The organism is Meiothermus luteus, assembly GCF_003574085.1.
Taxonomy (GTDB): Bacteria; Deinococcota; Deinococci; order Deinococcales; family Thermaceae; genus Meiothermus; species Meiothermus luteus.
In genome coordinates this window covers 13,668-33,626 of the sequence record NZ_QWKZ01000022.1, presented here as the reverse complement: position 1 = coordinate 33,626, position 19,959 = coordinate 13,668, and the positions used below count along the sequence as shown (strand labels likewise).

Sequence of the window (19,959 nt, the reverse complement as noted above, 5' to 3'; positions counted from 1 at the left end):
CCCCTCCCCCAGGACCACCGCCACCGCCGGGACCCTAAGGCGGCTCATGCGCTGGATGCTTTGCGCGATGACCCAAGCCTGGCCGCGTTCCTCGGCAGAGATACCAGGGTAGGCTCCTGGGGTGTCAATGAAGGCGATGAAGGGGCGCCCAAAGCGGTCGGCCATGTCCATGAGGCGCATGGCCTTACGGTAGCCCTCGGGGTGGGGCATGGCGAAGTTGCGCCGGATGTTCTCCTTGGTGTCCCGCCCTTTTTGGTGGCCCACCACCACCACCGTGGAGCCCTCAAAGCGGGCGAGGCCACCCACCACCGCGGGGTCCTCTCCGAAAGCGCGGTCCCCCGAAAGCTCCACAAAGTCGGTCATGAGCTGTGCGATGACGTCTAGGGTGGTGGGGCGACCGGGGGCCCGGGCAATCTGGACCCGCTCCCAGCGGGAAAGGTTGGTGAAGGTTTCGCTTTTGAGCTGGGCCAGCCGCTCCCGCAGCACCCTAATCTCGCTGGATAGGTCCACCCCGCTGCTCGCAGCAAAGCCTTCGAGCTCGGCGATCTTGCTCTCCAACTCCTCTATGGGCTTTTCAAAATCTAAAGGCATGAAACCTCCAGGGGAGGGTTAGCTCCCCACCCTTGTAGGGTGCAGGAGTCCCAGTACCCGGGCCACCTGGGCCTTGAGCTGACGGCGGTCTACCACCTGGTCTACCATGCCGTGCTTGAGCAGGAACTCGGCCCGCTGGAACCCCTCGGGTAGCTCCTGGCGGATGGTTTGCTTGATTACCCTAGGCCCGGCAAAGCCGATGAGCGCGCCCGGCTCGGCGAAGATCACGTCGGCTAGGGCTGCGAAGCTGGCCGTGACCCCCCCTGTGGTGGGGTCGGTCAGGATGGAAACGTAGGGCAGCCGCCTGGCCCAGAGCCGGTCTAGGGCCAGGGTGGTTTTGGCCATCTGCATCAAGGAGAGGGCCGCTTCTTGCATCCGGGCACCCCCCGAGACGGCCACGATGACCACCGCCCGCTCCTCTTGGGCGGCCTGCTCAACTCCTCGGGTAATCTCCTCACCCACCACGCTGCCCATGGAGCCTCCCGCGAAGGCATAGTCCATCACCAAGAGTACGCTGGGTACCCCACCGATGGTGCAGCGTCCTCCTACGATGGCGTCAGGCCGCCCGGCTTCCCGCTGGTAGCGCTCGAGCCGCTTGGGGTAAGGTTCTGTGTCCACGAAGCCCAGGGGGTCGGCGGGCCTAAGGCGGGTGGTCTCCTCAAAGCTGCCCGCATCGGCCAGCATCTCAATGCGCTTGCTGGCGGGCATCCTGAGGTGGTGGCCGCACTTGGGGCAGACATAGAGGTTGTGCTCCAGGTCTTTTTTGTAGATTTGCGCGTCGCACTTGGGACACTTGGCCCAAAGCTCGGGGATGTCCCTGGCCTCGCCCTGGGCCCGGCGACGGCGAAAGAGCCGTTCTAAGGCCATAACGCCCTATCTTATACCCTAGAGAACAAAACCAGCGAAACCCCCACTGCTTGAACGGGGTTCAAAAAGTGGGCGCCGAAGGCCCCTAACGTAGATAGGGTAGGGGGTCCACCGCCACCCCATAGCGATAGACCGTGTAGTGCAGGTGTGGCCCGGTGGAGCGGCCGGTGGAGCCCACCGCGCCGATGGGCTGGCCTTCCTCTACCGTCTGGCCCCGCGCCACGTAGGCCGCCGAGAGGTGGCCGTATAGGGTGTGCAGGCCGTTGCCGTGGTCAAGCAGCACCATGAGGCCAAATAGGGGGTTCCACCCCACCTGGCTTGCGGTTCCCGCAGCGGTGGCGTAGACCGGAGTGCCCTCGGGGGCTGCCAGGTCTACCCCGTTGTGGAACTCATAGGCCAGCGTACCGAACGGGCTGGGACGGTAGCCGAAGCCGGAGGTGAGGCGGGCCTCAAAGGGAAGGGGGAGGCCCCTGGGGGTGCGATTTGATCGGGTGGGCTTTGGCCAAGGGTCGGGGGGCGTGGGGTTATCGAGGGACCGGGCGGTGGCCTCCAGCTCTAGGGAGAGGTTGTCCATCCGGGTTCGCAGACTCAGGAGCAGGCTTCCCAGCTCAACCGGTTCTCCCGCGCCACGGGGCGCTTCGGAGGAGGGCGGGCTGGGCTGGATGGGCCCCAGGCGAACCTCGGGCAGGCCCGCTCTGGCCCGCAGGCGGTTGAGCTCCCTTTCCAGAATCCCCAGGCTTTGCTGGAGCTGTGCGGCTTCTGCGCTGTAGGCCTGGTTCCGGCTTCGCTCGGCCTCGAGCTCCAGGGCCAACCTTCGGGCCTCAGCCTGAAGAGCCAGGAGCTGGGCTCGCTCGCCCGCGGCCTTTTCCCGGAGTGAGACTGCGCCTAAAACCAGCAGCACCACAGGCAAAACCGCTGCCCAAAGCGGTACCCGAAGGGTAAGGGCTGTGCGAAGGGGGTGTGGCCCTTTGGCCATGGCCCTAACATAATCCCTGCGGGAAGGCTTTAGGTGATATTTGACCGGGCTTATCCCCCCGGCTTGGTATTCTGGGGCAAGGCCCGGAGTTCGCCGGTCTGGCTGCGGCCTACGAAGACCGCTCCTGCCTCCACGTCCAGCGACATGGCCCGGATGTCCCCTTCCACACGGGCGGTTTTGGTCATGTGCAGCTTGCCGCTGGCGGTGATCTGGGCGTTTACCTGGCCGTGTACGATGATGTTCTGGGCCCGCACCTGTTCCCCTTCAATTTGGGCGTTGCTGCCGATTTCCAGGTCGCCCTCTACGATCACCGAGCCTTTGACCCGTCCATCAATCCGGGCGCTGCCGCTGGTCTTGAGGTTTCCTTCAATCTCGCTGCCCTCGCTCAGATAGGTGAGCACGGCCGGGTTGGATCTGCGTCCGCCTAGCACCGCCATAGTTTACCCGCATCATACCCTAAGCCTGGGCCGGCTTAGTCTAAGTATCGGCTAGGATTCACCTCGCTGCCGTAGCGGTAGACCGTGTAGTGCAGGTGCGGCCCGGTGGAGCGGCCGGTGGAGCCCACCCGCCCCAACGCGGTGCCTCGCTCCACCCGGTGGCCAGGCCGTACCAGGATGCTGGAGAGATGCCCGTATAGGGTGCGGTAGCCGTAGCCGTGGTCCACCACCACCGCCAGACCAAAAGGCCCCTTCCAGCCGGCTTCCACCACCACCCCGGCCCCGGTGGCCTGCACCAGGCTGCCATAGGGGGCCGAGAAATCCACGCCGTTGTGGAATTCGAAGCCCCAGCCAAAGGGGTTGCGTCGGTAGCCGAAGTAAGAGGTGATGCGGGTGTACCCGCGCAGGGGGTAGCCGTAGGGAGTGGCCGCCTCGCGCCGCAGGGTTTCGTGGAGGGCGGGGGAGACCTCGCTGAGTTGCTCGCCCAGGTTTTCGGTTTGCTGGGCGGCGTATTTCAAGACCTCCTCGAGCCCCGCCGGCACCCCAGCGCCCCCCCGACCCCCTTCCTCGTTGCGGGTGGGGGTCAGCTTGATTTTGGGCATGCCCGCTCGCTCGCGCAGGGCGTTGATTTCCTGCTCCAGTAACTCAATCTGCCTCAGGATGCGCTTGGCGTCTTGGCTTAGGGCGTTGTTGCGGGTGCGCTCTGCGGCGAGCTGGTTGTTGAGTTTTCGGGCCTGCTCGGAGAGGCTCACGAGCTGGATTTGCAGGTTGCGCATCTCGGCGGTGCGATGCCAGAGCCAAAGGTTCAGGCCGCTCCAACCCACCAACACACCCAGCACCACTAGTGGAACCCAAGCCGGGAGAGAAAAACTCTTGGGAGCCGCGCCGGTACGGGCCAGCCAGAGGGTGTAGCGGACAGGGTGTCGGCGCAGCGGCATCAGGTGCAATAAGTAACGCGGGAATGTGGGTCGCGTCAAGCTGTCTTAATCTTTCCTAATGAAGCTCACATCTACCCCTCCTTCGGGCTTGCCTTGTGCACGCCTCGAGGGGGAGCGGCGGCAATACGGTGAGATTTAGATGAAAAATCGCCCCCGTTACATAAAGTCCGGGGTCAGGCGAAACGCTCGGCGACCGCCACCGCCAGCTCAATGGCTCGCTCCACAGCCAGCCCTTTTGCGTCCAGAAGGGGTTCTTCCGCCCGGGTGCGCTGGGCGATGACCCCGGTCACGCAGGCCGCGGCAAAGCCGTAGACATTTCCCATTTTGAAGAGGGTTCCGGCCTCCATCTCGTAGTTGAGGATGCGTAGGTGGCGATACTCCTCGGTGATGCCCTGGAGGCTGCGCAGGAGGTGGGGGTTGGCCGAGCCTACCCGCTCCTGGCCTTCGTAGAAGGTGTCCACCGAGGCGGTGATGCCCAGCGCGTAGGGGATGCCCAGCCGACGGGCCTCCTCCACCAGGGCCACCGTCAGGAAGGGGTCGGCGCTGGCGGGGTACTCTGGGGGGGCTATGTCGTTGGCGGCGCCCTGACGGCACAAGGCGGCCTTGGAAATCACCACGCTGCCTGGGGGCACCTCCTCCTGGATGGAGCCGCTGGTGCCTACCCGGATGATGGTGCGGATGCCTAGCTGCACGAGCTCGTTGACCACGATGCTTAGGCTGGGGGCGCCCATGCCGCTGGTGGCGGAGAGGATGGGTTTTCCGCTGGGTAGTAGGCCCAGGTAGCTGTTGAGGCCTCGGTTCTCGGAGAGGGTGCGTACCTTTTGCAGCTTGGTGCGCGCGATTTGGCTGGCTCGCTGGGGATCGCCGCTCAGAAGGGCTAGGGTTGGAGGGGGGTCGCCCAGGTCCTCGGGGCCAAAGCCGATGTGGTAGAGCGTTGGCATGCTCCCATTATCGCAGGGCCGATGGGGTTCTGCCCTACGGTGGGTTTGGGGTATCCGGACCTAGCGTAGAAGGGAAGCCACGAGGGAGGTAAGGATGAGGGGCTTTGTTTGGGCGCTGGGTTTGTTGGGGGGATTGGCCCTGGCGCAGCCTCAGACCTATGCCGTGGAGGGGCGGGTTACCTATGCCGCCAGCTACACCCTAGGACGCTGGGAGGGCACCAACACCAGCCTCCAGGGGGTGGTGCGCTGGGACAGCCAGACCGGTGAGGCCACGGGCCGGGTTTGCGTGGACCTGGCCCGTTTTGACTCCGGCAACCCCTTGCGCGACGCCGATGCTCGAGGGGTCTTCAATGTGAGCCGATACCCCCAAAGCTGCCTCGAGGTGGAGCAGCTTGTGCCCTTCGGGGAGGAGGCGGTGCTCGCCGGGGCTTTAGAGATCAGCGGGGTTCGCCGGTCGGTGCGGGTGCGGGGGAGGCTTGTGCGAGAGGGAAACGGCTACCTATTCTCTGGGGGGTTTAGCACCAGCTTCACGGAGTGGCGCCTCATCCCGCCCAGCCTGCTCTTTTTGCGGGTGAATGACCCTGTGGAGGTCTGGGTGGAGGCCCGGGCCACCCCGCGTTAACTAAATCTTTTCTGAAGAAGAGATTAACCCAGGGCCGGAAGAATCGGGTAGCCTCGGACTTGAGGCGCTTTCATGCGGACAGGGCTCTTGTTGTTGGCCGCTTTGGGGCTTCTACAAGGCTGCCAAAAGCCGCTGCAGCCCCCTATGTCCATGGGGGAGCAGCTCTGCCCTGAGTGGGTGCACAACCGCCATACCGTGCGTGGCCCGGATGGGGAGTTCTACCCCACCTGGCATCCCCAGGTAGACCCCGAGTACGGGTGCTATTTTGATCACGAGCACGGGGACGACCCCCGGACCAGCCTGGCCAATCCTGAGCTGCCCCCCTTTGGCTACGTGGGCAAGCTGGCGGGGATGCCTGAGGCCCACGAGGGCTTCAAGGTTTTTGTGGCCAACCGAGGGGTTCGCAACGATGAGGACCGCGTCGCCCTGACCAGCACCCGCATCGTGGCCCACATGGGTACCGGTGGGGTGCGCCGCTACAGCGTGCGCCACCACTCTTTGATGTTTGACCTGGTGGCCCCCAGTGGGCACCGGGTAAGCGTGCAGGGGATGGCCGACACCGGGCTGGTAGGCTCCATCTGCGCGCGCGACCCCACCTTGAACGACACGGACCCCAGCAACGACATTGGCCGTGCCGTGATGACCCTTCCGGGAAGCGGCTGCCACGGCCAGAATCCTGGTTCGCTCTACGAAATTTGGACCTTCAAGCTGCGCCTGGCCGAAAAGGTGGAGGTGGTGGCCTCCACCGCCGTTTTTGACCCCATTACCACCATGAACCCCTTCAATGTTAATGAGCTGCACTACACCGAGGAGGTCTTTGAGGGGTTCCAGGGTTTGCGCGGCTGCAACCGGGAGGCCTACCATGGCCCGGTTTATTGGTACAACCCGGGTGGTCCAGAGGTGTTCTACACCGATGCCTTCGGTAGAGCGGGCGGAGGGCTCAGGCAGGTGGTGTCCCGCCACAGCGACGTGGGCATCTGGATGTCCCAGCGCTCGGACGGCTTTCAGAACCAGTTTAAGCTCTCCAAGAACCACTGCGCCCCCGGCCTTGGCCTTAGGAATTAGGCCTTGGGAATCCTCAGTCAAAAATCTTGCCCGGGTTGAGCAGCCCCTCTGGGTCGAAAAGTCCTTTAATCTGACGCATCCACGAGAGGGCTGGACCGTGCTCTTTAGGCAGGAATTTTTTCTTGCGCAGCCCCACCCCGTGTTCCCCGGTGCAGGTGCCGCCTAGGGCCAGGGTGTGCTCCACCAACCGCTCAGAGAAGGCCTCGGCCTTCGCCTCGCCCGGCTCAAAGACCACTAGGGTGTGGAAATTGCCGTCCCCCACGTGCCCTAGAATGCTGCCCTGCAGGTTCATCTCCCCCAGCAGGCGGCTGGCGTAGGCCACCAGGGCGGGCATTTTGGAGATTGGAACTGCGGTGTCGGTGGAGAGGTAAGCCTTGCCGGGGTAGAGGTTGACCAGGGCCCAGTAGGCCTGGTGCCGGGCCTCCCACTGGGCGGTGCGTTCCTCTTGGGTTTGGGCCGCGTCCACGCTGAGGGTCCCGGCCCCTTGCATGAGCTCGAGGGCCAGCCTGGACTCGGCCTGCAGGGCCTCGCGGCTGGAGGAGTGGAACTCCACAAACAGGGCCGGTCTTTCCGGGTAGCTCCGTTCCAAGTAGCGGTTGATGGCTGCAATGCCCCTCGCGTCCACCAGCTCGAGCCGCGCTACCGGCAGGCCGCTGGCCATAACGCTGTAGGCGGCCTGGGCGGCGGCCTCCAGGTTTTTGAAGAAGACCCGCAGGGTGTGGACGTGTTCGGGGAGGGGGTGGAGCCTTAGGGTCAGGCGGGTGATGATGCCCAAGGTGCCCTCGGAGCCGATGAACAGGTCCTTCAGGTCGTAGCCTGCGCTGGTTTTGCGCACCGCTCGCCCGAGCTCCAGCACCTCCCCGCTGGCCAGGACCACCTGCAGGGCCAGCACGTTGGGCCGCATGCCCCCGTAGCGCACGGTGGTGGTTCCAGAGGCGTTGGTGGCGGCCATTCCTCCCAGGCTGGCGTCGGCCCCGGGGTCTACTGGAAAGAAGAGGCCGGTGCCTTTCAGGGCCTCGTTCAGGGCCTTGCGGGTGACGCCGGGTTCCACCACCGCTAGGAAGTCCTCGGGGGCAATCTGCAGGATGCGGTTCATACGCGATAGGTCAAGGGAGAGGGCCGGCCCTTGGGGAATGAGCTGCCCCTCGAGGCTGGTCCCAGCCCCAAAGGGGATGACCGGAACCCGGTTTTCCCGGGCCCAGGCCAAGGTGGCCTGAACGTCGGTGAGGTTTTCTGCGTAGACCACCGCCAGCGGGGGACGCTGGAGCGGGTAGCTCTCGTCTTTGCCGTGGGCTTCCAGGTCGGCCGGTGTTGTGCTTACCTTTCCGGGGAGGAGGCTTTTGAGGGAGTCCAGCATGGTCTTAGCCTAGCGCAGCGGGCCCTGTGAGGTTGGGATGAGCGTTACGTGAAGCTGGTAGGTGACGAATGGACCAGGCAATTGCGAGCAGGCTGCTAGCCTGGCGGGTGGTTATGGTGGACGCCCCGACGATGCGTGAACGCCTAAAGCAACTTTTGGAGGAGGCCTGGCGTGTTTTGGAAGAGCATCCTCCCAAGGCCGGCGGGCTGGCTTGCCAAGCGGAGCACCTGGCCCGCTGCCAGAGCAACAACCGTGCCTGGGCGGAGAGTCTATTTATATGGGGGATAGCCCGCTTGTACGAGGGCGACAGCCACCAGGCTATACCCCTATTTTCCCGGGCTTTGGCGGTGTACCGCTTTTTAGGGGATGAGGAGGGGCAGTGGGGCTGCCTTAGGGCCATCGCCCTGGCCTGGGCCAGGGCCGGGGAGCCTCAGGAGGCCCTTGAAACCTACCGTCAGGCCCAGGCCTTCCCCCGCCGGGCCGAGTTTGCCGCTAAGGCCCGTTGGTTTCGCTGGTTTGAGGGGGTTAGCGGGCCAGCCTAGGCTGGCTCAGAAAGAAGAGCATTGCCAAGGAGATTAGGAGGGCTGAAAAGACATAGGGGTAGGCAGGGGAGAGCCCATAAAGACCGGTGCCCAGGGTGGGGCCCAGCATCCTGCCCAGGGCCTGGGCTGCGCTGGAGAGGCCGGCTATGGCCCCTTGCTCCCGGTCGGAAACAGCTAGTGACTGGGCCGCGCTTAGCCCGGGGCTGGCCATGGTGCCCAGGCCCAGCAGCACCAGCGCAGCGGTGAGACCAGCGAAGTTGTGAGCGAAGACCAGGCCCAAGTAGCCCAGCAACGAAAGGGGCAGCCCCAGCAGGATCAGGGCTCGAGGGGACCACCGAACCATGCGCACCCAGACCCCCTGGACGAGCACCCCCACCACCCCGAACACCACCAGGGCTAGACCCACCGCCTGGGCGGTCTGGGCTGGGCTGAGCCCCAGCCGGTCTTGGAAGAGGAAGGCCACCGTTTGCTCCATGGCCACCGAGGCCAGGTTTATGCTGAGGCCTGCGGCTAGGAGGGGAAGGACCCGAGGGTCGCGCCAGGATAGGCCTGGCGTGGCCTCGAGGTGGGCTTCCGACCGGCGCGATTCAGGCAGGACCCACCCCACAAACGCGGCGTTGAGCAGGGCCAACCCCGCTGAGAAGACCACCGGGGTGAGGAGGCCGAACTGCGCCAGCCCGGCCCCAATGGCTGGACCGAAGATAATCCCCAGGCCGAAGGCTGCCCCGAGGACGGCAAAGTTCTGGGCCCGGTTCTCCCGGGGGGTGATGTCGGCCAGGTAGGCCTGTGCGGTGGGCAAGGTGGCGGAGGAAAAAGCCCCCCCAAGAAGCCGGGAGAGGAGCAGGAGGGTGAAGAGGGTTGGTTCCGAAAGGGCTTTTTGATAGCCGAGCCAGGCAAACAGGGCAAACAGGAAGAAGCTGACCGAAAAGCCTAGGATGCCTACCAGGAGTATGGGCTTGCGCCCTGCGGTCTCGCTCTTTCGCCCCCAGTAGGGGGAGAGGAGAAACTGCATGAGGGCATAGCCGGTGGAGAAAAGTCCTACCTGCAGCTCACTGAGCCCCAGCTCGCGGGCCAGGGGGCCCAGGATGGGGAACAGGATGGACAGCCCTAGGATGCTGTTGAAGAGGGTAAGAAAGAGCAGCGAAAGCGGCCTCACTGGGGAATAGTCTACCCCGCCAGAAGATGCGCGTTGCATTCTGGGTCGGTTTGAGGCAAACTAAGGAACCGATGCGACTGCGCGCCGCTTTGGGTTGGTGGTGGCCTGGGTAGTCCCCGGGCGGTGCCGCTTTGTACCCCTGGGGCCTCTCCAGGGGTTTTTCATTTTGAGGAGCGGGATGAAGCGAACCTTTCCGATCAAGAAGACCCTGCTGGCCGACCTCGAGACCCCGGTTACGGCCTACCTGAAGCTTTCCGAAAAGACCACCCCGAGTTTCCTGTTGGAGTCGGTGGAGGGGGGCAAGGCCTGGGCCCGTTGGAGCTTCGTGGGGGTAGGAGCGAAGAACGTCTGGAGGCTCAAGGATGGGGTTTTTACCCTGAACGGAAGGCCCATCCCTACCCACGACCCCCTCCGCACCCTCTACGAAGCCGTCCATCGGCCTGTGGCTTTTGACCCCGACCTGCCCTTGTTCTGGGGAGGCGCGGTGGGGTATGCGGCCTACGACCTGATTCGCTGTTACGAGCGCCTTCCTGCCTTGAAGCCGGATGTTCTGGGTGTTCCTGACCTCCTCTTCATTGAGCCGGAGGTGCTGGTGGTTTTTGACCAGTTCAAGCAGCAGCTTCACATCGTGGCCCCGGCCCAGGAGGAGCAGAAAGCTGAGGCCTTAGAGCGCATCGCCTGGGCCGAGCAGCGCCTCCGGGGCCCCCTGCCGGGGGTGCCGGGGGAACGGGCCGGCCGGCGCATGGCGTTCACCCCGAATCTTTCCCAGGCCGAGTACGAGACCTTGGTGGAGCGGGCTTTGGACTACATCCGGGCGGGGGATATTTTCCAGGTGGTCCCCAGCCTGCGCTTCTCCGCGCCTTTAGGGGTTCACCCTTTCGCCATTTACCGGGCCCTTCGCTCGGTCAATCCCAGCCCCTACATGGGTTTTTTAGACCTGGGTGAGGTGACGCTGGTCTCCTCCAGCCCCGAGAGCCTGCTGCGCTCCGATGGCCGCAGGGTGGTGACCCGGCCCATCGCGGGGACCCGCCGGCGGGGGCAGGACGCCGCTGAGGACAAGGCCTTGGCCGAGGAGCTTCTTGCCGACGAGAAGGAGCGAGCCGAACACGTGATGCTGGTAGACCTCTCCCGCAACGACCTGGGCCGGGTTTGCCGCTACGGCAGCGTCCGTCCCAAGGAGCTGATGGTGGTGGAGTACTACTCGCACGTGATGCACATTGTCTCAACGGTGGAGGGGGAGCTTCGGGAGGACCGGACCCCGTTGGACGCGCTGGCCTCGGTTCTGCCCATGGGCACCGTGTCGGGGGCTCCCAAGATTCGGGCCATGGAGATCATAGAGGAGCTCGAGCCCTCCCGCCGCGGTGCCTATGGGGGGGCTTTTGGCTATCTGGCCTACGACGGCCATATGGACATGGCTCTGACCTTGCGCACGATGGTGGTGGCCCAGGAGCAGGTGCACGTGCAGGCCGGCGCCGGGGTGGTCTACGACTCCAACCCCACGGCGGAGTACCTGGAGTGCCTGAACAAGGCCCAGGCCATGCTGAAGGCAGTCCGGCTGGCGGAGGAGGGGCTATGAAGCGAATCTTGGTGGTGGACAACTACGACTCCTTTACCTACAACCTGGTGCAGTACCTGGGCGAGCTGGGGGCGGCCGTGACCGTCTGGCGCAACGACCGCTTCCGGCTCGAGGAGGTGGAGGCGTTCAACCCCGATGGCATCGTGGTCTCCCCAGGGCCTTGTACCCCTAAGGAGGCTGGGCTCTCGGTGCCGCTGATACGCCGGTATGCCCCTCGCTACCCCATCCTGGGGGTTTGTTTGGGCCACCAGAGCATCGGGGAGGCCTTTGGGGCCCGGGTAGTCCGGCACAAGCGCATCGTGCACGGCAAGACCAGCCTTATCGCCCATGACGGCAGCGGGGTTTTCTCAGGTCTGAGGAGTCCTTTCGCGGCCACCCGCTACCACTCGCTGGTGGTGGAGGACCTGCCCGAGGAGCTTTTGGTCAACGCCTGGGTAGAGGAGGAAACGGGCCGCACGGTGATGGGGCTGCGCCACCGCTGCTACCCCACCCACGGGGTGCAGTTCCACCCCGAGTCGGTGTTGACCGAAGGGGGAAAAGAGATGCTGGCCAACTTCTTGGCGCTGTGTGGTTGAACCCTGGATAATGGACCCCGGGCTGCCCGTGGCCTGCCGGGGCCGGTGAGGAGGGAGAATGCTCTCGGTGATCGTTCCTACCCACAACCGCCGCGCGCTTTTGGAGAAGAAGCTGCGCCTTCTGGAGGTCCAGCGGGGGGAATTTGAGGTGGTGGTGGTGGCCGACGGCTGCACCGATGGGACGCTGGAGTTTTTAAGCCAGTACCGGCCCCCTTTCCCCTTCCGCTTCCTCGAGCTTGCCCCGGGCCTGGGGGCGGCAGGGGCCCGCAACCGCGGGGCCCAGGCGGCCACGGGCGACATCCTGCTCTTTTCCGACGACGACGTGATGCCCCAGCCCGGCTGGATCGAGGCTCACCAAAAGGCCCATGCCCAGCCCCGGGTGGTGGCGGTGGGGCGGCTAGAGCTGCCGCCGGAGCTAAGGGGCACAGGGGCCGCCGAGCTTAGGGGCCCCCGGGCCTTTTGGTGGAATGTTACCGGCAACAACACTTCCTTGCCCAAAGCCCTTTTTGAGGAGGTGGGGGGGTACGACCCGGCCTTTAGCGGCTATGGCGGTGAGGACCCCGACCTGGGCTATCGGTTGATGAGGGCCGGGGCTCGGCTGGTCTTTTTGGGGGACGCGGTGGCGGTGCACGAGGCCTTTGACTACCGCGGAAGGGCCCTGGAGAAGGCCCGGCAGGCGGGTGCAGCCCACGTGCGGGTCTGGAGGAAGCACGGCGATCCCCGCATTGCCTGGGCCTTGGGGGTGCATCCGGTCCTTCTGGCCATTAAGCTGGCCCTGCTCCCCTCCTTCAAGGGCCTCCTGGGGGCCCGCGGGGACTATGAGCTGGCCTACGCCTGGGGGGCTTCCGACGCATGGAACCAGAGCTCAGCGTCGTGATTCCCACCCGCAACCGGGCCGAACAGGTGGTCCGCACCGTGGGCGCTTTTCTGGCCCAGACCGGGGTGGACTTTGAGGTGATTGTGGTGGACGACGGCTCGGAGGACGGAACTTCGAAGCGGCTAGGTGCCCTGCGCGACCCCCGGCTCGAGGTGGTCTGCCAGCCCAGAGGGGGCCTGGCCGCTGCCCGCAACGCCGGGCTGGCTCGAGCCCGGGGCCGCTACGTGCTCTTCAACGACGACGACATGGTGCCCGAGCCGGGTTTCCTACAGGCCCACCTGGGGCTGCACCGGCGCTACCCCCACGCCGCGGCCGTGAGCCGGACCTATGTGCCCGAGGGCTTTGCCCAGGAGGCCTTCGCCTGTTTCTGGCGGGCGAAGACCGAGGCCGGGGTTCGTGGGAGGGTCGATGGGGCGGTGCTGGGCTGGGGAGGCTTCTGGTTCGCGAGCCGGTCCTTGTCCCGGGTTCTAGCGGAGACGTTTGCGCCTTTCGCTGGCTATGGTTGGGAGGAGCATGAGTTGGGTTGGCGGCTTTGGAGAAAGGGGGTTCGGCCCCGGTTGGCCCTTGGGGCCCGGGCGGCCCACGAGGATCGGCCAAGCCTCGAGGTGGCCCTGGCCAAGCAGCGCAGCATGGGGCGGATGGCCTGGGAGTTCTACCGCCTGCATCCCCATCCTCTGGTGGCGCTTTGGACAGGGGTGCATCCTACCTCGCGGCTTTACAAGCGCTTGGCCTATCCTTGGGCCAAGGCGGAGCAGCTCCTGCAAGATCGGCGTTGGGAGGAGGGCCCGGGGGCTTTTAGGGGCTATCGGTTTCTGCTCGAGGCCGCCTACACCCGGGGGCTGCTGGAGGGTTCATGAGCTGTCCACTGGTCTACGTGCTCGTCCTCAACTACCGCGCCTGGTGGGATACCCTGGCTTGCCTTCGGGCGCTGGAGAGGCTGGACTACCCGCGCTGGCGCCTGTTGCTCTTGGACAACGCCTCGGACAACGACTCGGTGGCCCGGATTCGGGCTGCTTTTCCTGAGGTGAGGCTGGTCGAGCTAGAGCGCAACCTGGGCTTTGCGGGGGGCAACAACCTGGGTATCCGGCAGGCCTTGGCCGAGGGGGCCGACTACGTCTGGCTCCTGAACCCCGATGCCCAGCCTGACCCGGGGGCCCTGTCGGCCATGGTGCGGCTGGCCGAGGCCGACCCAGGCCTTGGGGCGGTGGGTGCGGTGGTGTGCGATATGGATCGCCCTGAGCGGGTGCAGGCCTGGGGTGGGGGAGAGGTGGTGCTTAAGTGGGGGCTCATCCGCCTCCTCAGCCACCCCGCCCAGATGCCCCGCCTTTCCTACATAAGCGGGGCCAGCCTGCTCATCAGGCGGAAGGCCCTGGAGCGGGTGGGGCTTCTGGACGAGGGCTTCTTCATGTATGGGGAGGACTGCGACTATGGTCTGCGGCTTAGGAAGGCCGGTTTTCGGCTGGGGGTGGCCCCGGGGGCCCGGGTGCTGCACAAGGGGGGCACCTCCTGGAGCAGCAGCCTGGCTGCCGATGAAAACTTCGCCGCCTACAACGTCCGGCTTTTTCGCAAGCATGCGCCTTGGCCCCTGTTGGCTGTGGCGGGCTATTGCCTCTTCTGGCTGGTGGAGTACGGCCTGCGTGGCCGATTTGACAAGGCGGGGGCGCTTTTTAGGGGTTTGAAGCGAGGCTGGCGGCTGCCCTTGCCGCTTTTAGACTGAGGTTCGGGCCGGGTGGAGGTCCAATGGAGGTAGCGTGGACGAACTGAAGAAAGCCCTTCTGGCTGAGCCGTTGTCCCAGGCTGAGGCGCAGGCCCTGATGCGGCGGATTATGGCCGGCGACCTTACCCCTGTGCAGACCGCCGGGGTGCTTATGGCCCTGCGGACCCGGGGAGAAACCCCGGAGGAGATAGCGGGGTTTGCTGCCGGCATGCGCGAGGCAGCGGTGCGGGTAGAGACCCAGCGCCGGCCGGTTATGGACATTGTGGGCACCGGAGGGGTAGCCCCGGACGCTTTTAACATCTCTACCACCACCTGCTTCGTGGTGGCGGCGGGAGGGGTTCCGGTGGCCAAGCACGGCAACCGGGCGGCTTCCTCGCGTTCGGGCTCCTTTGATCTGCTCGAGGCCTTAGGGGTGAGGATAGACTTGCCGCCCCAAAGGGTGGCCGAGTCCATTGAGACCCTAGGGCTGGGCTTCCTTTTCGCCCGAAACCACCACCCCGCCATGCGCTACGTGGCGCCGGTGCGGGCTGAGCTGGGGGTGCGCACGGTCTTCAACCTCCTGGGGCCGCTGACCAACCCTGCCTTTGCCACTTTGAACCTGGTGGGGGTGCACAGCCCCTCCTTGCTCCTTACCTTTGCCCAGGTGCTGGGCCGGCTGGGCTCCGAGCGGGCCATGGTGGTCCATGGGGAGGGGGTGGACGAGCTGGTGCTGGGGGTGAACCAGGTGGCCGAGCTTCGCGATGGGGAGGTGCGCACCTATACCCTGCGCCCTGAGGAGGTGGGCCTGGCTGGCGCCCCTTACGAGGCCATCCGGGGAGGTACGCCCCAGGAGAACGCCGAGACCGCTCGAGCCATCCTAGGGGGAAAGGAGCGGGGCCCTAAGCGGGATGCGGTGGCCCTCAACGCCGGGGCGGCCTTTTACTTGGCCGGCAAGGTGGACAGCCTGGCCGAGGGGGTGAGGCTGGCCCAGGGTTTGCTGGACGAGGGAGCGGGGCTGGTGCTTTTGGAGCGGCTGGTGCGCTTTACCAACGCATGAGACCCATACTGGTCGTCTCCAACGGGCACGGTGAGGACATCATCGGGGTGGCCTTGGGAAAGGCCCTGGCGGCCTTGGGTTACGGGGTTGAGGCGGTGCCCCTGGTGGGCCGGGGCCTGGCCTACCAGGAGGCTGGTTTTGCTGTTTGGGGGCCTAGGAGGGAGATGCCCTCAGGGGGATTTGCCCTGCAAAGCCCAAAGGCCATCTGGGCCGATTTGAAGGCTGGATGGCTCTCCATGAGCCTGGACCACTACCGGGCGGTGCGGTGGGTGGCCTGTCGGGCCTTGGCCACCTTGGTGGTGGGGGACGTCTACGCCCTGCTCGTGGGGGGGCTTTTGGGGAATTCCCCTCTATTCCTGGTGCAGTGCCGCTCTTCCTTGCGGGCTTGGGGCCGACCCTATAGCGTTACCGAGCGGCTCCTGATGAAGCGGGCGGTGCGGGTGTATCCCCGCGAGCCAGAGGGGGAGGCCTGGCTCAGGGCCCGTGGGGTAGGCCAGGCGGTGTGGCTGGGCAACCCTATGTTGGACGCGCTGGGGGAGGGGAGCCTCGAGCCCTCTCCTCCCTATCTACTGCTCCTTCCGGGTTCTCGCCAGGACGCCTACGAAAGCCTGCCCAAGATGCTGGAGGCAGCCCGCCTTCTGGGAGACCTGGGGCTCAAACCCGTCGTTGCCTGGGCGGGGCTGCCGCTTGAGCCGCTTTCCCTTTCGGGCTGGCGCCTTGAGGCCACCGGGCGGGAGGAGGGGATAACCCATCGGCTTTGCCACCCTGACGGAACCACCGCCTACCTGACCCGGGGGCTTTTGAAATCGGTTCTGCTCGGCGCAAAGGTGGCCCTCTCCACCAGCGGCACCGCAGCGGAGCAAGCGGCTGGCTATGGGGTACCCTTGGTGGGCTTTCCCACCTCGGGGCCTCAGTACACCCGGGCCTTCGCCGAAGGGCAAAAACGCATGCTAGGAGCGGCTTTGCTCCTGGTGGAGGCTAGCCCCCCCGCCATCGCCCAGGGGGTGCGGCGGTTTTTGCTTTCCCCCGAATTGCAGGCCCAGGCCCGATTGGATGGAAGAGCCGCTATGGGCGAGCCGGGGGCAGCCCAACGTATAGCCCTGGACATGCACCGCTTTCTTATGTAAATAGCGAAATATGCTATACTGTTCAGGTGAGCGCTGATATTGCTGCCAACTACGACGCCTCCGCAATTAAAGTTCTAAAGGGTCTGGAAGGGGTGCGCCACCGCCCGGCCATGTACATCGGGGGTACACAGGCCGATGGCTACCACCACCTCTTCAAAGAAATCCTGGACAACGCGGTGGACGAGGCCTTAGCGGGCTTTGCCACCGAGATCATCACCACCCTACACCCCGACGGCTCCCTCACGGTGGAGGACAACGGGCGGGGGATTCCGGTGGACCTCATGCCCGAAGAGCAAAAACCGGCTGTAGAGGTGATTTACACTGTGCTGCACGCCGGGGGCAAGTTTGAGGAGGGGGCCTACAAGGTCTCCGGGGGGCTGCACGGAGTGGGGGCCAGCGTGGTCAACGCGCTGTCCGAGTTTACCGTGGTAGAGGTCTTTCGCGGAGGGCAGCACTACCGCATTGAGTTCAGCCGGGGTGAGGTGACCCAGCCCCTGCGGGTGGTGGGGCCGGCCCCCAAGGGCAAGCGGGGCACCCGGGTAACCTTCCGGCCTGACCCACAGATATTCGGTCCGGACCAGCGGTTTGAGGCCAGCCGCCTGCGGGTGCGCTTGAGGGAGGTCTCCTTCCTGGTAGCTGGGCTTAGGCTGGTCTTCAAGGATGAGCTTCACCAAAAGGAGGAGGTCTTTTTTGATAAGGGAGGGGTGGGCTCGTTCGCTCGGTATCAGGCCGGTGGGGAGGAGCTGCTTTACGACAAACCGGTTTTGTTGCAGGGCCAGGTGGACGCGGTGAGCGTGGAGGTGGGCTTGGTGCACACCAAGGGCTACACCCCCATCCTCTCCAGCTTTGCCAACATGATTCCCACCGTGGATGGAGGCACCCATGTTTCGGGCTTTCGCAATGCCTACACCCGGGCCCTCAATGCCTACGCTCGGAGGGCCGGCTTGCTTAGGGAAAAGGACATTGAGCCCAGTGGGGAGGACCTGCTCGAGGGGCTCTCCTGTGTGGTTTCAGTCAAAATTCCCCAGCCCCAGTTTGAGGGCCAGACCAAGGGCAAGCTCCTGAACCCTGAGGCGGGGACCGCGGTGAGCCGGGTGGTCTACGAAAAGTTCTCCGAGTTCTTGGAGGAGAACCCCCGCATCGCCCGGCTCATCTACGAGAAAGCCCAGCGGGCTGCCCAGGCCCGGGAGGCGGCCCGGAAGGCCCGCGAGCTGGTGCGTCGGGCCAACCCGCTGGAGTCCGACGACCTTCCGGGTAAGCTGGCCGATTGCCAGTCTGAGGACCCTGCCGAGAGTGAGCTTTTCATCGTGGAGGGAGACTCGGCGGGGGGTAGCGCCAAGAGCGGGCGCGACCGCCGCTTCCAGGCCATCCTGCCCCTGCGCGGAAAGATTCTAAACGTGGAAAAAGCCGGCTTGAACAAAGCTCTGAAGAACGCTGAGCTGCGAGCCATGGTGGCCGCGATTGGCGCGGGGATTGGGGGCAAAGATGGCGAGGAGGCCCACTTCAACCTGGAGGACCTCCGCTACCACAAGATTATCATCATGACCGACGCCGACGTGGACGGCTCCCACATCCGCACCCTGCTCCTGACCTTCTTCTACCGCTACATGCGCCCCATCATTGAGCACGGCCACCTCTACATCGCCCAGCCGCCGCTTTACGCCCTAAGGGTGGGCAAGGGCAAGGAGGTGCGCTACCTTTACGACGACGAAGCCCTGCGGAAGGCGCTGGCTGAGATCGGGGACAAGCCCTACGAAATACAGCGCTTCAAGGGCTTGGGTGAGATGAACGCCGAGCAGCTCTGGGAGACCACCATGGACCCCGCCCGGCGGGTGCTCAAGAAGGTGGATATGCGGGATGCTGCCTATGCCGCCCAAATTTTTGACGAGCTGATGGGCACCGATGTGCAGCCCCGGCGCGAGTTCATAGAGGAGAATGCTCGGTTTGCCCAGCTGGACGTGTGAGCAACCCAGGGGGCCGGTAGGCCCCCTGGAATTTTCCACTTCGTCGGGCTACTGCAACCAGGTGTAGCGGAAGGCCAGGTAGCTGGTGTTGGGGAAGTGCAAGAAGCCCTGCACCCGGCGGTGCATGGCCTCGTACTGGGCCGAGTGGAATAGGAAGACCATGGGGCAGTCCTGGAGTACGATCTCCTGCACCTGCATGTAGATACGCTGGCGTTCCGCTTGGCTCGAGATCCGCCGTCCTTGCTCCAGAAGCTGGGTCACGCGGTCGTTTTTGTACTTGGAGAGGTTCAGGGCCGAGGAGGGGTGGAAGGTGTTGAAGAGGTAGTCGTCGGGGTCGGTCTGGCCCGAGGTGCCTAAGAGGGTCACATCAAACTCGCTGCGCAGGGCTTTGGGCAGGTAGACGTTCCAGTCCTCAGCCTGGATGTTCACCCGGATGCCTACCTCGGCCAGGTTGTCGCGAATTACGTCGGCGGGGGTGCGCAGGAAGTCGTAGGTGGAGGTGACGTAGAGGTTCATGGTGAAGCCGTTGGGGAAGCCCGCTTCCGCCAGGAGCTGCTTGGCCTTGGTCACATCGCGGGTGTTGTAGGGGCTTTGGGTGTAGGCGTAGACCCCCGAGGGGATGGTGGTGCCCCGGGCCACAATACCCCCGGTGCCGAAGAGGGCCAGGTCTACGATGGATTTTTTGTCAATGGCGTAGGCGATGGCCTGGCGCACCTTGGGGTTGTTGTAGGGCTCGCGGGTGGTGTTGAAATAGAGGGCCCGGAAGTTGGCCGAGGGGCCTCCCACCACCACCAGGTTGCGCTCGGCCTTGAGCGGGCGCACGTCGGCGGCGGTCACGTATTCTATCCAGTCCACCGCCCCAGCCCTTAGCGCGGTGGAGCGGGCTGCGGGATCGGGGTAGAAGGTGTAGGTGATTCCGTCTAGGTAGGGCAGCGGACGGCCTTGGTTGTCCTTTTGCCAGTATTTATCCCACTTGCGCACCACCAGCCGGGTCTGGGGGATGTACTCCACAAAGCGGAAGGGGCCAGTGCCAACGATGGCCTTATTGAGGTCGTTGTTGTTTTCCCTGGCCACCTTCTCCGAGACCACCACGTTGGTGCTGAAGGCCAGCTTGGCTAAGAGGGGTGAGAAAGGTTGGGAGAGCTGGATGACCACGGTGCTGTCGTTGGGCGCGGTGACCGAGCGCACCAGGGCGAAGTCGTTGGCCCGGGGGCTTTTGGTGGCGGGGTCTTTGATGCGGTTGATGGAGAAAGCCACGTCCGAGGCCTTGAGGGGGTCGCCGTTGTGGAAGGTGACGCCGGGCCGCAGGCGGAAGGTCCAGGTCAGGCCGTCGGGCGAGACCGACCAGGACTGGGCCAGCCCAGGTACGATGCGGCCTTTGCTGTCGAGCATGACCAGGGTGTCGTAGATGTTTTCCAGCACGTTGCGGCTGGCGGTGGCGTTGGTGGTGTGGGGGTCAAGGCCCACCGGGTCGGTCTGCATACCGGCCCTTAGCACACCGCCGTACTTCTGCGCCAGGGCAGGCGCGGCCAGGACCAGAGCCAGCAGGACCAAAAGCCTTTTCATTTTTCCTCCTTTGCAATGATTATAAGGCG

General features: G+C 64.9%; 20 protein-coding genes. 11 read left to right on the top strand and 9 right to left on the bottom strand.

What is annotated here, in order from left to right; genetic code table 11:
• The 6 genes from Mlute_RS04990 to Mlute_RS04965 all read right to left on the bottom strand — a co-directional run.
• Positions 1-591, bottom strand: a 591-nt coding sequence (locus Mlute_RS04990; RefSeq protein ID WP_281270836.1) for a carboxyl transferase domain-containing protein, incomplete at its 3' end; no start/stop codon positions are given.
• An 18-nt stretch (positions 592-609) separates the two neighbouring features.
• Positions 610-1,458 carry an acetyl-CoA carboxylase, carboxyltransferase subunit beta gene (accD, locus tag Mlute_RS04985; protein WP_119359643.1) on the bottom strand — a complete coding sequence of 283 codons (849 nt, stop codon included), beginning with the start codon at positions 1,456-1,458 and terminating at the stop codon, positions 610-612.
• A gap of 85 nt (positions 1,459-1,543) precedes the next feature.
• Positions 1,544-2,434 (bottom strand): M23 family metallopeptidase, encoded by an 891-nt coding sequence (locus Mlute_RS04980; RefSeq protein WP_119359642.1) that lies wholly within the window; start codon positions 2,432-2,434, stop codon positions 1,544-1,546.
• Between the two features lie 50 nt (positions 2,435-2,484).
• A complete protein-coding gene (locus Mlute_RS04975) occupies positions 2,485-2,871 on the bottom strand; it encodes a bactofilin family protein (protein ID WP_182482478.1) in 387 nt (128 codons plus the stop codon).
• A 35-nt stretch (positions 2,872-2,906) separates the two neighbouring features.
• Positions 2,907-3,809: a peptidoglycan DD-metalloendopeptidase family protein gene (locus Mlute_RS04970; protein ID WP_119359647.1), complete on the bottom strand. Its 903-nt coding sequence runs from the start codon at positions 3,807-3,809 to the stop codon at positions 2,907-2,909.
• A 173-nt stretch (positions 3,810-3,982) separates the two neighbouring features.
• Positions 3,983-4,750: a nucleoside phosphorylase gene (locus Mlute_RS04965; RefSeq protein ID WP_119359641.1), complete on the bottom strand. Its 768-nt coding sequence runs from the start codon at positions 4,748-4,750 to the stop codon at positions 3,983-3,985.
• A 94-nt stretch (positions 4,751-4,844) separates the two neighbouring features.
• Here Mlute_RS04965 and Mlute_RS04960 point away from each other — a divergent pair, with 94 nt between their 5' ends.
• Together Mlute_RS04960 and Mlute_RS04955 are read left to right on the top strand one after the other, a co-directional pair.
• Positions 4,845-5,372, top strand: coding sequence for a YceI family protein (locus Mlute_RS04960; RefSeq protein ID WP_119359640.1), 528 nt, complete (start codon positions 4,845-4,847; stop codon positions 5,370-5,372).
• A gap of 72 nt (positions 5,373-5,444) precedes the next feature.
• Complete coding sequence (locus tag Mlute_RS04955; RefSeq protein WP_119359639.1) at positions 5,445-6,437, top strand: hypothetical protein; 993 nt, start codon at positions 5,445-5,447, stop codon at positions 6,435-6,437.
• Positions 6,438-6,450: 13 nt separating this feature from the next.
• Here the strand turns inward: Mlute_RS04955 and Mlute_RS04950 are convergent, their stop codons facing one another.
• Entirely contained in the window at positions 6,451-7,794 is a 1,344-nt protein-coding gene (locus Mlute_RS04950) for an FAD-binding oxidoreductase (RefSeq protein ID WP_119359638.1), read from the bottom strand.
• Positions 7,795-7,862: 68 nt separating this feature from the next.
• Here Mlute_RS04950 and Mlute_RS04945 point away from each other — a divergent pair, with 68 nt between their 5' ends.
• The gene (locus Mlute_RS04945) at positions 7,863-8,336 is read left to right on the top strand and encodes a tetratricopeptide repeat protein (protein ID WP_245958846.1); all 474 of its coding nucleotides are present in this window, start codon (positions 7,863-7,865) and stop codon (positions 8,334-8,336) included.
• Here the strand turns inward: Mlute_RS04945 and Mlute_RS04940 are convergent.
• Complete coding sequence (locus tag Mlute_RS04940; RefSeq protein ID WP_119359637.1) at positions 8,320-9,492, bottom strand: MFS transporter; 1,173 nt, start codon at positions 9,490-9,492, stop codon at positions 8,320-8,322. The two genes, Mlute_RS04945 and Mlute_RS04940, sit on opposite strands and share 17 nt — an antisense overlap.
• Positions 9,493-9,670: 178 nt before the next feature.
• Between Mlute_RS04940 and trpE the strand changes: the two genes are divergently transcribed.
• The 8 genes from trpE to Mlute_RS04900 are packed head-to-tail and all read left to right on the top strand — an operon-like array spanning position 9,671 to position 18,364.
• Positions 9,671-11,068, top strand: a complete 1,398-nt coding sequence (gene trpE, locus Mlute_RS04935; RefSeq protein ID WP_119359645.1) for an anthranilate synthase component I — start codon at positions 9,671-9,673, stop codon at positions 11,066-11,068.
• On the top strand, positions 11,065-11,643 hold the full coding sequence (locus Mlute_RS04930) for an anthranilate synthase component II (protein ID WP_119359636.1): 579 nt from the start codon (positions 11,065-11,067) through the stop codon (positions 11,641-11,643). The genes trpE and Mlute_RS04930 overlap by 4 nt, the downstream gene beginning before the upstream one ends.
• Before the next feature lie 58 nt (positions 11,644-11,701).
• Positions 11,702-12,520 (top strand): glycosyltransferase family 2 protein, encoded by an 819-nt coding sequence (locus tag Mlute_RS04925; protein WP_119359635.1) that lies wholly within the window; start codon positions 11,702-11,704, stop codon positions 12,518-12,520.
• A complete protein-coding gene (locus Mlute_RS04920) occupies positions 12,496-13,377 on the top strand; it encodes a glycosyltransferase family 2 protein (protein ID WP_119359634.1) in 882 nt (293 codons plus the stop codon). Before Mlute_RS04925 ends, Mlute_RS04920 begins: the two co-directional genes overlap by 25 nt.
• Positions 13,374-14,237 carry a glycosyltransferase family 2 protein gene (locus Mlute_RS04915; RefSeq protein WP_119359633.1) on the top strand — a complete coding sequence of 288 codons (864 nt, stop codon included), beginning with the start codon at positions 13,374-13,376 and terminating at the stop codon, positions 14,235-14,237. The genes Mlute_RS04920 and Mlute_RS04915 overlap by 4 nt, the downstream gene beginning before the upstream one ends.
• 34 nt (positions 14,238-14,271) lie before the next feature.
• Positions 14,272-15,273, top strand: a complete 1,002-nt coding sequence (gene trpD, locus Mlute_RS04910) for an anthranilate phosphoribosyltransferase (protein ID WP_119359632.1) — start codon at positions 14,272-14,274, stop codon at positions 15,271-15,273.
• Positions 15,270-16,400: a lipid-A-disaccharide synthase-related protein gene (locus Mlute_RS04905; protein ID WP_119359631.1), complete on the top strand. Its 1,131-nt coding sequence runs from the start codon at positions 15,270-15,272 to the stop codon at positions 16,398-16,400. Before trpD ends, Mlute_RS04905 begins: the two co-directional genes overlap by 4 nt.
• Before the next feature lie 26 nt (positions 16,401-16,426).
• Positions 16,427-18,364 carry a DNA topoisomerase subunit B gene (locus Mlute_RS04900; RefSeq protein WP_119359630.1) on the top strand — a complete coding sequence of 646 codons (1,938 nt, stop codon included), beginning with the start codon at positions 16,427-16,429 and terminating at the stop codon, positions 18,362-18,364.
• 48 nt (positions 18,365-18,412) lie between these two features.
• Here Mlute_RS04900 and Mlute_RS04895 read toward each other — a convergent pair whose 3' ends face one another.
• A complete protein-coding gene (locus Mlute_RS04895) occupies positions 18,413-19,930 on the bottom strand; it encodes an ABC transporter substrate-binding protein (RefSeq protein WP_119359629.1) in 1,518 nt (505 codons plus the stop codon).
• Positions 19,931-19,959: the final 29 nt, after the last annotated feature.